The 13,892-nt window shown below is 30.2% G+C and carries 8 protein-coding genes; all 8 read right to left on the reverse strand.

The features are described 5' to 3' along the window. Positions 1–11 precede the first annotated feature (11 nt). Complete coding sequence (locus LQU93_RS08050) at positions 12–1,121, reverse strand: AAA family ATPase (RefSeq protein WP_229933369.1); 1,110 nt, start codon at positions 1,119–1,121, stop codon at positions 12–14. Between the two features lie 162 nt (positions 1,122–1,283). Beyond that, on the reverse strand, positions 1,284–1,676 hold the full coding sequence (locus LQU93_RS08055; protein ID WP_229933370.1) for a replication/maintenance protein RepL: 393 nt from the start codon (positions 1,674–1,676) through the stop codon (positions 1,284–1,286). Beyond that, a complete protein-coding gene (locus LQU93_RS08060; protein ID WP_229933371.1) occupies positions 1,669–2,619 on the reverse strand; it encodes a hypothetical protein in 951 nt (316 codons plus the stop codon). Before LQU93_RS08060 ends, LQU93_RS08055 begins: the two co-directional genes overlap by 8 nt. A 90-nt stretch (positions 2,620–2,709) precedes the next feature. Then, entirely contained in the window at positions 2,710–3,462 is a 753-nt protein-coding gene (locus LQU93_RS08065; protein WP_229933372.1) for a hypothetical protein, read from the reverse strand. Between the two features lie 2 nt (positions 3,463–3,464). Then, positions 3,465–5,339 carry a coiled-coil domain-containing protein gene (locus LQU93_RS08070; RefSeq protein WP_229933373.1) on the reverse strand — a complete coding sequence of 625 codons (1,875 nt, stop codon included), beginning with the start codon at positions 5,337–5,339 and terminating at the stop codon, positions 3,465–3,467. A gap of 68 nt (positions 5,340–5,407) precedes the next feature. After that, positions 5,408–12,721 carry an SNF2-related protein gene (locus LQU93_RS08075; RefSeq protein WP_229933374.1) on the reverse strand — a complete coding sequence of 2,438 codons (7,314 nt, stop codon included), beginning with the start codon at positions 12,719–12,721 and terminating at the stop codon, positions 5,408–5,410. A 51-nt stretch (positions 12,722–12,772) separates the two neighbouring features. Continuing rightward, positions 12,773–13,525 carry a hypothetical protein gene (locus LQU93_RS08080; protein ID WP_229933375.1) on the reverse strand — a complete coding sequence of 251 codons (753 nt, stop codon included), beginning with the start codon at positions 13,523–13,525 and terminating at the stop codon, positions 12,773–12,775. 102 nt (positions 13,526–13,627) lie between these two features. After that, positions 13,628–13,888, reverse strand: a complete 261-nt coding sequence (locus LQU93_RS08085; protein WP_229933376.1) for a ribbon-helix-helix domain-containing protein — start codon at positions 13,886–13,888, stop codon at positions 13,628–13,630. Between the last annotated feature and the right edge of the window lie 4 nt (positions 13,889–13,892).

The following is a 13,892-nucleotide window of genomic DNA, read 5'->3' on the forward strand; positions in this document are numbered from 1 at the left end:
TGCTTATCCTTTTAAATTTCTATAAAAAGCTCTTTTTGCCCAGCCATTTTATTAATACCATCTTTTGCCGATTTGCCAAGTGGTATTATCATCGCAACACAATTTTTTATATCACTTTCACTAAAATCATCGCCCTTTGCTTTTTTTAAAAAATCTATTCTCTTGCAAAAGTTTTCAATCTCAGCAGGTGTGTATGGAAATTTATTTGGTATCGGATTATCTTTTTGATAAAGATTTTCTATAAGTGCAAAAATCTTATCAAGACTTACTATTTCAAGCATAAAATCTAGTTTAAATTTGCGTATATAAATCTCAAACATCTCTTTTGCGTATTCGTGCGTTGGAAGTGATATAAAAAACAATTCGTCCCAACGCCCTCTACGTAAAAACTCAGGGTTATTATCAAGTATGCTTCCTAGATCGTTTGCTGTTGCGAAAAATATTGCATTAAAGACATATTCGCAAGCTGATGTGTGCATATCATTTAATACCGTAAGTAATCGTCCTAGCATTTGTTTCTCTTTTGGAGAAGTATTGCCTATCATTTTTTCAATCTCATCGATTAAAATAACAAATTTTTCATCAGGATATATCTTATTTCTTGCGTCTAGGTAGCTAAAAATCTCATTTATCTTACTAATCGGCTCATCACTATCCATTATTTGAGATAAATTTAAGGCTATTAGCTTGCGTTTTAGTTCTCCTGCAAAACATTTTGGGAAAAAAGTTTTCCCCGTTCCCGGTATGCCTACTAAAAAAATACCTTTGGCTTTGTATCCGTGCTTTTCTGCATTTATAAGTTGTGCCGTATAGTCTTTAAGGGGCTTTGCACCACCTATGTCCTTAAGAGTAAAAGGACTATCGATAACAGACAAACCGAGCTCTGCTTCTAATGCTTGTGCCTCACTTGTCTTTGCAAATTTTTGTTGAGATGTTAAAAATCCGTGTTTATTTGGTAGTGTTTGTATTATAAAAAGATCAGCAAATTCTTCTGGTGGTTTTGTGTTTGATACAAGTATATATTTTGTGCCATCCACGCTTGATAAGAATTCTCTAATCTGTGAAATTTCAGGTAAGATACAAAGTTCATATCCACTATTGTGCTTTAGTTTAAATCTCAAAATTTCTTCTAATTTTTTTAATAGAAATTTTTTATCATTATAGTAAGAAACATCTTTGGCAACAAACCAGTAGTTTATCAGTTGATCTTCAAAGGTATTGTTTAGAGTAAGGTTATCTTCACCCCCCCCCCCCGACTTTTGGGGTTAATTCGGCAAACAAATTCATTCCTTCTCCTCTGTTTTATATTCTATTTGTATTTTTTTATTTTTCTTATTCTCTACCAAATCATATTCTATATGCATATTAATAGTTTTTATTTTATCCCACTTCTTTTTGCCAAATATTTCAATATCCAAGATATAAATTGCCTCTTTGGATATTTTGCTAGATATGCGTTTTATAAGCCCTTTTGATATAAGTTTTGTTATAAGACTATTTATGGTTTCTAAACTTATATTGGCTCGTTTTGATATCTTTTCTTTTGTTGGTTTCGTAAGTATGACTTTATTATTTTCATCCACTTCATCTAAAATAGCTAACATTAAATTTACACTGGTATTGGTATCCAAATATACCTTTAAATCATTTATATATTGCTCTTTTAAGTCATTCATTATATGTTTCCTCATTTTTTAATAATTCCAAATTTAAATTTATTTTAGCTTCTTTCATCTTAATTTCAGCTAGGAGAAAATCAAATTCTAATTGAGATATCTTATCTTTCATTTTGTTTAAATTGGCTTTTTCAAGTTCTATTTCTGACTTTTGTACCTCTAATTTTAAGTTCTCTATCTTGCTATTATTCTTTTTGTTGCTTATTAAAATATTCTTTTTCGGCTCTTCTTCATTGATACTATTAAATAAATTTGGCTCTTCCTCTACTTGAATATCTATGATATTTCCCTCTTTTTTGCCTATAATAAATTCGGTTTCTGTTTCCCGATCTTGTTTGCTATGGACTATTTTTTTGATTTCATAATCTTTACTATTATTCTTAATGTTATCAAATTCATCATATTTATTTTCAGTAATCAACTCTTGTTTCATTGTAAGATTTTGAAAATCAAAGGTTTGAACTATGGTTCTTTTTAGCTCTTTAAGTTGCAAAAAACTACCTTTGCTAACAATATCAGGATTTATAAAATATATATCATTACCATATAATTCAAGCTCTTTTTTAGCTTCTTTTGTTGCTTCTGCAAACACATTTTTTTCTGTTAAAGATTTAAAATTTTTATATACTGCTGACTTGCTTAATATCTTATTCTCTGTAAAATAACCTATAAAATTTGATGAAAAAGAAAAAGAGTTCGTGTAATCAATTCTTTTAATTGCATATAATAAGATTTTCAGCTCTGCATTTGTTAGGCTTTGTAGAAAATTTATATTTTCAAGATAAAGTTTAACAAACTCATCTTTTGTGTTTGCTTCTTTTGTGAATGAATTAATGGTTCTAGTAACTTCGCCAGTCTCATTATTGATAATTTCTTGCGTATGGTCATATAGTTTTATAGTTTTTTTTCGCTTACTCTCTAAGGTCTTTATACCATTTTGCATTTTATACCCACTAGATAAAATTTGTTTTTACAAGTATATAATATTTTTATAGTTTTGTCAATATTTTTTTTATTAATTATAAAAAAAATATTATTTACGTTTAAATATTCTTCTTCTTATGCGACGAAGTTTATTTCGACGATTGGCAATATCTTGTTTAAATAGTTCATCACTGCTTTGAATAGATTTTTTAAGGCTCTGTGTCCGTTCTTTGATTTTTTGTAGTAGTTCTTGTGTTTTTTTACTTTCTTTATCAAATTTTTCACTATAAGCTTCAAATTCTCTTTTTTCTTTTTGTTCTACATACTCAATCATATCATCTAGCTTGGCAGTTCTTGCACTTTCATCTATCTCATAGTATGGAATAAACTCATCTTTTCTACCTATTGCACTTTCAATACTGGATTCATAACCAAAATCTACCAAAACTTGTGCGATAATCTGCTCTGCTATATGAGCGTTAGTTCCTACAAATTGAACATGCGGAGAGTTTATTTCCCTATCCTGCAAGTGAATTTCTAAAATACCCTCTGCTTTAGCAGTTAATAGCTTATTGAACAAAACGGCATTTAGTTCTTGAATATCCTTAATGTTAATATCTATATTTCTACACCAAACATTAGCTGTCCTAATCTCACCTTTTTGATTAAGATATGCTAAAATTTCTTTTTTTATAGCTTTTTCACCAGTAAAAAGCTGGTCTGGTTTTTTTCTCTTTGCAAAAACTTCTGCTAATTTTTGCAAAAAATAACTTCTAACATTGTCATCGGATATAATAATAAGTGCAAATTCTAGTTCTCTCAAAAAACTTTTTGAATTTGCACTTCTAGCTTTTTGTAACATAATTAGCTTAAAATATCTTTACTTCTTTGTTGCTTCTGCTTTTGATGATCATCAGAGACTGGACTGTTTTGTTGCTTATCTAATTGTGTTTTAAGAAAATCGATTTGATCTTGCAAAATCTTTTCTCGCTCTTTTAAACTTTTATTTTCTAATTCCAGCTTAAATATTTGATTTTCTGCCAAAAATACTTTTTTGGCTTCTTGCTCTAAAAGTTCGCTTTTTTGTACTTGTATTTCAAGATTTGTTTTAAGTCTTTCTATTTCGATTTTATCTTTATAGCCATCCTTTACCTCTTGCTCTAAAATTGTGATTCTATCGCTTTTTTCTTTAATTATGTTTTGTAAATATTCGCTTTTAGCTCTTAAGCTTGTATTATTTTGCTTTTCGGCTTGCAATTGCTCATTGAGATCATTATTGTCGTTATCTAAATCAGCTATTATTTGTTCTTGCTCTTCTGAGTATTTATTTAAAATTTGAAGCTTATTATCCGCCTCTCTTAACACTTTTAACTCTTTTTCAAAATCTTCCCTAAGTTGTGTCATTTCATTGACTTTTAATTGTATAGTGCCTTTTTGTTTTGAAATGGTCTCTTCTCGCTTTGTAATTTGCTCTAAAAGTTCATTTTCTGCCTTTTTGGATATACTTAACTCATTTTTTAATTCATTTATTTCTTGCTCTTTAATTTTTAAATTTAAAATATCCTTAGTAAAGAGTAGTGAGGCAAAATTTATAGTATCCTCGTTTCTATATTTTTGAGTAATATTTTTTAAAGCTTCATTAATTGATAAGCCATTATTTAGATTATTTTTTAAATCAACATAAGCTTCCTTAGCATCACTTTGAGCTTTTTCCAACCTCATTTTTGTCTTTTCAAACTCTTTTTGTGTATATAGAGTAAAACTATCCTCTATGATTTTATCTATATTAATTTTCGGTGTTTCTTCACGTGTATTATTGTCTGTTGTAGTTTTAACTACTTCAGCCATCGAAGCAAGGTTAAAAACCTTTGGAGGTTGTTTTTCGGTCTGTAAAATTTGAATAGTTGAATCTTTTGGCAAAGAATCTCTTTTGCTGTCTCTTTCCTCTTTTATCTCACTTTTTGCTATCTCTTTTGCATTTTTTAATATATCATCATTTTGGCGTTCTAAAGCTTTTCTCTGTTCTTTTTCAATCATACTCAAACCACCCCAAGATATGATTTCATCAATACTTTTTGAAATTTCTTTAGTTTGTGAGCCTTGTTCGTAAGTATAACCAAACACTTCATCTACACCTAGCTCTTTTAATTTATGCGACATATCAAGCAAAAATCTTGTTAGTATAAAGTTATTATCTTTTGCAGTCTTGAAATTTTCTAAAAGCTGTATATTTTCCTTTGACATATTTAGCACATATTCATCGCAATATTTTAATGCTCCACGCCTATGAAAAATAAGAGTTAGGCTATTTTCTCCTATCTCTTTAAAATCGACTAGCGATACACTTGGAGTTGTTAAAAAAACGTCTTTTATATCATCTATCTTTGAGCGGTCTTGTATTTCCCTTAAATCGATAGTTAAACTTAAATATTGGCTATCCTGAATAGGCGGTAAATTTTTATTAGTAAAGAGCGAAACAGCTTTAAAATCAAAATTGCCAGTGTTTTGTTTGCTTATTGCGTATTTTAGTTTTTCTATATCCTCATTTAAATTTTGATTTAGCGAATACAGATTACTGAGATTATGAAAATAATCAATCCCTATTGACTCTAGGTAATCGATATAGCTTCTATCATCTCCATTCCAAAATATCTTTAGTGCATCAAACACTCCTCTTTTTGAAATGCTATTAATGTTTTGCTCTAAGAAATTTACACCATAGATATTTAACTTTAACACGCTGGTCTCCTATATCAATAATTTTTTTATTAATTATAACAAAAATATTGCTTTTTGTGGAATATTTTTTAAAATTTTTTGGAGCTTAATATATTTTTAGCTCTTTTATCTTTTGAATTTTCCATAATTTGCATATTTTCAAACATAATATCTATTTTATCAGCTATATCATTACTATTAAAATCTTTTAAATTTATTTTTAATGGCTCAATTTTATTTTCAGCTGTAATTTCATCAAGTACAAGTAGCTTTTCTTGTGTTTGCATAGCCTCTTCTTGTTTGCTTTGCTGTTCTTGCTTTGATTCTTGTGCTTGATCTTGTTGTATTTCTAGGATAGGTTCGTCCAAAGATATAACCTCAGTATCTTTAATATCATTCACAATCTCTTTTGGTTCTAATTTGCCATTTTTATTTAAGAATTTAGAATATTGTGGTGCAAGATGAGCTATATTATGATCGCTAAAATCATTTATCAGAATACTCTCTTTTCTTTTTTCATTACGTATTCTAAAAATTTCTTCTATATTCTTTAAATCTTGTTTTAAGACTTTTAGTAGTACGCCTCTATTATAATCTTCCAGACTATCGGAAGCGTTGTTTTCTAAAAATCTTGAGTATAGCTTTATTTTATCCTCAGTTTCTCTTAAAACTTTATTTCGATGAGAAAAAATGTTTTCTGAATTTTTTATAACATTTTCTATTTTTTGAAGCAAGCCCTCATAGCTAATCTCAACAAATAAAGAATTTTTTTGCTTTGAATATATTAGATTTTGTGGAGAAAAGGTATTGCCATCCCCATCACTTAAAAATCCGTTGATATAAGTTATACCATCATCAAAACCTGATTTTCTTGATTGCAATGTTAGCGTTATGCCTTTTAGTTCTAAAATTTCAAGCTCTTGTTCTTCCTGCTTTCTTGTAAAATTATACAAAAGGTCTAAAATTTTGTCTTTTTTGGCTTTAAAATCCAATTCATCATCTTTATTTTTGGCTCTTCTTGTTGTTTCTATTCCAAAAGCTTTTATGGAGTAGTTTTCATTTTCATTAATTTTTATATTTACAATATTTTGTAAAAATTTAGTTTCCTCTTTAAGCTCGTTCAGATAGGCTTGATTTGTTTTTAGATTCTTTTGATTTGTTAAAATTGCATTTTTATGGTTTCTAAAAAGCCTATCTTCTGTCTGCAAAAAGTTCGAGATACGATGTTTCTCTAAAACAAACATATTTCCAGTTGCAAAAGCTTTCATCTCTGCAATATTTGCAACTTCTGCGTCTATACTATCAAACACTCTAATGCCATCACTAAAATTACCTTTTTTGATCTGTGCTAGTGGCTTTAGTTTTTGCTCATTAACTTGAAACATTCTAGCGTCATATGTCTGTTCTGTTGCATATCTATACACAGACATTTCAAAATTCTTATCTTTTTCAAACCAATAGTTGCCTTGTCTTATAAATCGCCCTAGCCTTTGCTGTAAATCACAAGGTCGCCACGGACAATCAAGTTCGTGCATAGCCACGCCCAAACGTTGCACATTTGTCCCAGCTCCCATTTTTGATGTTGAGCCAATTAAAAATCTAATCTCACCTGCATTCATCTTCTCAAATAAAGCTTGCTTTGCTAGATCAGTATTCGCATCTCCTATAAATGCTATCTCTTTTTGAGAAATACCTGCTTTTACTAGCTCTTTTAAAATTTCAGCATATACATCAAATTTATCTCCCTGTTCGCTTATGAGTTCTTCTATGGTATATTCTTTGAGAATCTTATTTGTCTTTGCACCATCTGAGTTTTGTTGATATTTTACATACAACTCCTCGCCATCATCATTTACTACCAAATCCAAGCTAAGCTCTTGTGCTATTATCTCTATGGATTTATACTCACTTAAGCTCTGTTCTTCAACATTTATTTTTTGACTATTTTGCTTTGAAACGCCCATATCACAAAATATTAACTGAGTGCCTTTTGGATAGTTTTCATCTTTATAATGTGCTACTGCTCTTTCTACTAGCCTACTTATTTTTGTTTCCCCTGACAGCTTACTTTGTGGATTTATAAGCCTATAATCAAGTGCTGCTTTGCGTGCCTCTGTTGTTAAACTTAATACATTTTCGGTTTTTTTACTACTATCCAGGTGATCCATTCTATAAATTATCGAACCTTTATTATAATTACCGTTTTCATCCTCGACGCCTATAAAATTTGCTACTTCATCGCTTCTAGGGATAATTACATTTGTAGGAGTTCCACCCTTTATACTTGGAACAAATCTACCTATTTTATTTTCGATATCCTCATTTGTGATAATATCTACGTTTTGCTTATAAATATTCATAAGCTCAGGCACATTTATAAATTTAGCTAGGCGTGGAACAATTTTATAATTAACACCAGTGCTATCAAGCTCTTCTCCCAATGTAACTTTTGTAAAAGCCTTTTGCCAATCATCAAAAAAACTAAGTCCAAGTTCACTTAAAACTTCTGGTTGCAAGTAGTTTTGCATAATATAAAATTCACTAATTGAATTACTTACTGGGGTTCCAGTCATAAAATATAGCTTATAATTGTTACTTATGCAATACCTTGTAGCACATAGCATTTTCATAGCCCTATCGCTATCAGTTAATGGTAAGCCTTTTACGCCTTGTAAATTTGTGCTGATGTAAAGATTTTTAAATGTATGTGCCTCATCTACAAATAAAGCGTCTATACCCAAATCTTCAAAAGCTATTTCATTATCAAATTTCTTACCTTTTGCTTTCTTTTCAAGCTTATTTTTTAGTTTTACTATTTGTTTATTAAGATACAATTCAAAGTTATTTTCGTCTTTTTGCGTAAGCCTAGCACCCTTTTTATTACTAACCATTTTTTCTATGTTTTCGATCTCTTTTTCTATGATTTCTTTTTGATAGCTTTGCATTACATTCATATTTTCAAATGTAGAGTGTTTCATAATTACGGCATCAAATTCGCCATATCTAGCTTTATATAAAAATTCCTTTCTTGCTTTTCTACTATTGATTTTATCGCCTACAAGTATATTAGCGCTAGGATAAGCACGTAAAAATTCGTCAGCCCATTGACGTGTTAGGTGATTTGGAACTAAAATAAGAGCCTTTTTTATAATTCCCATACGTTTTTGCTCCATAGCAATAGCAATACTTGCCAATGTTTTACCTGCTCCCACCTGATGATCCAATAAAAGGGAGTTTTTCATAATACCTTTATAAACAACATCTTTTTGATGTGGACGGAGAGTTATATCCTTATTTAGGTTATCGAATTTTAAATATTCATCAAATTGAAAAACTTTACCGGCAAAGACATTGATTTTATTATTGTAACTCTCCTCTATGCTTTCTCTTACTTGTTCATTATTAAAGCAATAACTCTCAAATAAATCTCTAATTACATCTGCATTATCCATAGCTTGTTTTGTGGGAGCTATTTCGATTATTGTCTTTTTTGTGCCGTCTGGTTTCTCTATTGTTCTCTTAACTTCTAAGCTTTGATTATTTATAACAAGCTCTAACATCTTGCGAGTATCAAATTTAACATTTCCTTCTTCATTTTTCACTATGATATTAATGGCATTATCGTTCATATCGGAGCTTTTTACTAATTCCCCATCAATAGTTTGAAACTCGTCTATTATATAAGTTCCCTGAAAATAGTCTATTTTAACCATTATCTTATTAGGATTATAAAAGAAAGTATCTCTTATAAAATTTTCATAATTTTCAATATCAACATAATTTGAACCAAAATTTATCTCTAAATCTTGATAGCTTACACGTGGTGCAAAATATGCCTCAAGCTCATTCGCAACATCTTGCAATGGCAACGAAATATCATCGAAGCTTTTTTTATTCTTAATCATATCTATTATCGCTGTGTGCTTTTGCTTAACATTACCACTTAGAAACTCGCTTGCAAGCTCATAACCATTTCCAGTTAAGCTTTTAAAAATCAATTTTTTTTGAGTTAGCTCAGTTAAAATTTCATTAATGCTTATATTAGGCAAATACTCTTTCATAGCTTCTATATTAAACCTACCATAGTCATTTATTGATTTCGCAAGTGCTTCAACTGGATTATTTGCGGTGCTAATCTCTTTTGCAAACAAAACACGTTTTAATAAAATATCACTTAAAACATAAGTTTTATTACCTTTTTTATCTTTTACTTCATTTTCGGTAGCATATATCCTAAAGCTATCAATACCGTCAAGATCTATAATGCTTTGTAGATTATGCATTGTTATTTTGCCATTACTATCTTTCTTATGTCTTGGATTTGAATTTAAAAATTTTGTCTTTGTATCTTTTAAAATTTCGTCTCTTATATTACGCAATCTTTGTTTTTTGGTATCTATAATAAAATTATCATCATCGCTATTTGGTTTAGTTTTCTCATCGTCTAAAACCTCTTTTAGTAAATCTCTAAATGCTACGATTTTTTGGCAAAGTTTAAATTCTGCGTGATTTAAATAGCTTTTAAAAATAAAATTTTGTTTTTTAGTTTCGATAATGTCATTTTTTGCTACTAAATCAATCTTGTCTATTGATAATTCATCTTCAAAATAAGCCTCGTGACAAACATTATCACTATCTTTTACATAAAATTTATCATCAAACTCAAATAAATTACCATTTTTAAGAGAATTGACATAATTAAATTGACTTTCGGACATTGAACCGTAAGGTATATCTGTAATGGTTGTATAATTTGGTTCATTGAGTTTAAAAAGCTTATCTTTATAACTATGCGTATCTTGTATTCTATCTCTTAGTTGATTAGACCATTCATCATCTAGTTTTGCTTTTAGCGATAAAATATATTCTCCAAATTGATTTGTTCTAACGCTTGGCTGTCCAATCATATTTTCAGGATTGTTATCATAATATTCATTTAAATTAATCTTTTGACCATTGCTAAAATTTCTAACTTCATTTGAGCTTAAAAGCAATAAATCATATTTTTTAAATTTTAATCTTTCCTCTTTCTCTTCTTCACTTAGTTTATTGTAATAAAATACATCTGTCAATACATCTGTATGTCTAAAAACAAGACTAGGCAATCTAAAAGCAGATATAAAATTTCCATTTTCACTCATAATAGAGCGGTGAATGCTTGTTTGACTATCTAAAAAATATGAGCTCGTAACAAAATTGACAATACCACCCTCTTTAACTAACTCGCTAGCTTTAATTGCAAAATAATTATGTATGCTTTGATTATTTCCACGACTTTTATAATCACGTATGGTATCTTGTCCAAAAGGTGGATTTCCTATTACAACATCATACTCTCTATAAGTATCTACATTTTCCAAGCCAGCATTGTAAATTTTGACATTTGGGTGTAGTAGTTTTGCTATTGTAGCAGTTATAGTATCTTTTTCGATAGCTTCAAATTCAAAATTATCAGGTGCCAATGATATAAATTTACCTATACCACAACTAGGCTCTAAGGCATAAATTTTTTCTTTCTTACCTACCCCTAATTCATCTAAGCCAAAATACATTTGTTTTATAAGCTCATCAGGCGTATAATAGGCATTATCGGTAGTTTGGCTTAGTTCAGTATAGTTTTTCTCTCCTACAAGCTCTTTAAGCTCACTTCTTTGGCTTAAAAACCTATCCTCTACAAAAAGCTCTTTTAAACCACCATATCCACTAAATTTGGCAAGAGTTATTTGCTCTTCAGGTGTAGCCACTGGATATGGTCTATTTTTATCATTTAAGATAATTTGAGTTGTTTTTAAAGCTTCGTAATTTGCCTCAATTCGTTCTTTTTTGCTAGTTATATCAAAGTTATCAAATAATCCCTTATAACTTTGGGCTTCGTATTTTGTTAAAAATTGATAAGACAAAAAGGTCTTAAAATAACCTTTTTGCTGTTCTATATTTTCACTTTCATCTAAGCTTAGTTGTCCATCCACTGCTTTGGCAATTTGATTGTCGGATTGATTTGAGTTAGATTCATCGCTTCTGTCTTTATCTTCTGTCTTTCTATCTCCATCATATCCAGCTGTGTTATAAAATTCAAAAATGCCTGTGTCGCCGACATTATTTTCTGTTCTATCACTCTCATTATTGTATTCTTGTTCTGCTGTTGAATTAGAAATTTCACTACCAATAGTGGATAAGTCGACATTGGCAAATTGCTCATTATCTCCTTGCCTATTTGTATCATCGATTGCGTTATTTGATTGTTCGATATTAATTGTAAATTGCTCTTGCCCTGAGTTATCGATTCTAATTCCTCTAGTGTCGTCTGAGTTAGATTCTCCCAGTTTTGTGCTATCTGCAATGTATTCTCCTGCAAACTCTCCACTATCGTATTCATCTGCTCTACTATCTCGCTCTTGGCTGTCTGTTGAATATTCTCTATTTCGTCCAACATCTCCTCTTGCGTCTCCGAATTGTTCTTGGCTCTCAAGATCATCTCCTGAATACTCTCGTTCTGATTTATCATCTGTTCTATATCCAAATTCTCTATTATCTCTATCGATTGTGCCAGACTCTGACTCGTTTTGTTCTTTTGGGTCAGCTCTATCTTCTCTAGCTCTTGTTCCATTAAGAGTTGAGATAAAATCTGAAATAATTTTATTTGCAAGTTCTGATCCAAGCAAATCATTAATTCTTGTTCTAATGTCAATTCTTGTAAATTCTGTATCTGATAACTCTCTTTCAATACCGAGAGTATTCTGTTGTTGTAAAACTCTCTGCGATAATCCGCTTGAATATTCTGAATTTGTTGTGTTATTTGTTTTAGGCTCATTTTCAGGCTCTTGTCCTGAATTTGGGTATTGCTTGGTGAATTCTTTGCTAAATCTCCTACTATCTCCCACATTTTGGCTGTTATTTGTTTTTCCAGCTCTTTGTTCTGTGCCGATGTTGCGTTGCTCGTTATAATCTGCACTAGGCTCTCGTTCAAATTCTCGCTCTCTATTTCTTCTAGCATTCTTGCTTGATTCTGAGATATTACCTGCTCTTTCGCCAACGCTGTTAGAATCTCGTTCATTGATAACTCCTTTTTCTGAAATAATGATATCTTTTTCTTTACTATATATTAAAATTTCATTTTTATCTATATCAACTATAACTCTCGCTTCTATTTGTGGAATATATTCATCTATACTCTCGCTAAAAACTTCAATACCACCAAAAGCCTCTATTTGTATCTTTATACTCTCTTTAAAATTTCTTTCTAATTCCTCCTTGAAATCGCTATTATAACGCAAGGAGCTATAAAAAATTTCATCGTGAAAACCTTTGATTTTTTCAATAGAAAAATCATAGTTTTCAATTAAAGTTCCATAAAATTTGCCATTTTGTTGTATTGCTAAAAGAGTTTTGAAGTTATCATTCATAAAAAATACCTGCTAAAATTTTATTTTAGCCGACATAAAGTCGGCTATTTTTTATTGCTGTCTTCGTCTTTGAGTATAGTCAGGTATATTTTCTATTTCAACCTTGTCTGCTTCTTTCTTAGCAGTTCTTAACTCCAACTCAGCCGTTGCTGCATCAACTTGCTTTATTTTAGCTTCTATGTTGCTTTCGTGCTTTTGAGCATCTTCAAAAGTTCCAGCCTCTACAACCTTTTCGCCCTCTTTTTTATCGTATGCACTAAAATTGCCAATCTCTATGTTGTTTTTAACATTTTCAAGCTGTATTTCATAGTATTCTTGCCACTTACCAAGTTCTTCTTTATTCGCAAACGCTATATCAGGATTGTTTTGTATATGCGTTTTGAAAGATTTTTCAAGCTTTTCAAGCTCTTTACTAAGATACTTTATTTTTACCTGCACCAAATTTGCACCATAGTTTTTTTGAACTTCGCCAGTAGTAAAATCTGTTTGTTCTTTAAAGTAATTGTCTCTATTAATTTTGCTATCGACCATAAGCTCATTTTTTTCTTTTATGATCCAATTAGTAAAACGAGTAGATAAAATAGTATCTTTTGGGATAACTTTATCCACCATCTCATCATAGGCTTTCGCAATAACTTCAGCAAAAGGAAATTTTTCTTTTAACTTATATGGATTCCAAGAGTTAAAAATCTCTTCACCTATTGGGTTTGTGTGTTTATTCATAGGAATTTTATTTGCTCTCTCTTGCGATTTAAGCATTTCTTTTCCCAACTCGGTTTGCATAAGCTCTGTATATGTAGCCATTTTGTTCTCCTTATAAAAAAGTTGAGTAAAGAATACATTAAAAAAATAAGTTTTGTTTTAAACCTGACTTAATAGGTTACAAAATGTAACCTATATCTATATTTATTTATCAGAAAACCATTCTGTTAATGCTTGTCTAGTAACCCATTGCTGAGATCGATCTATACTATTCGCATATTGCTCTATCGTCTTTTTTAACTCCTCACTAATAGCTATGTTTATGAAAATTTTCTTATTTTTTTCCTTTTTTATAGGCTCATCAACATTTTTATTGATAAAATTCTGTTCTTCCTCGCTAAGTTGTGCTTGAATATTCGCCATTTTGTCTGTTTTTTTACTTTTGAACGGATTGTTCTCACTCATTGCA

It is taken from the genome of Campylobacter majalis, assembly GCF_905120465.1.
GTDB lineage: Bacteria > Campylobacterota > Campylobacteria > Campylobacterales > Campylobacteraceae > Campylobacter_A > Campylobacter_A majalis.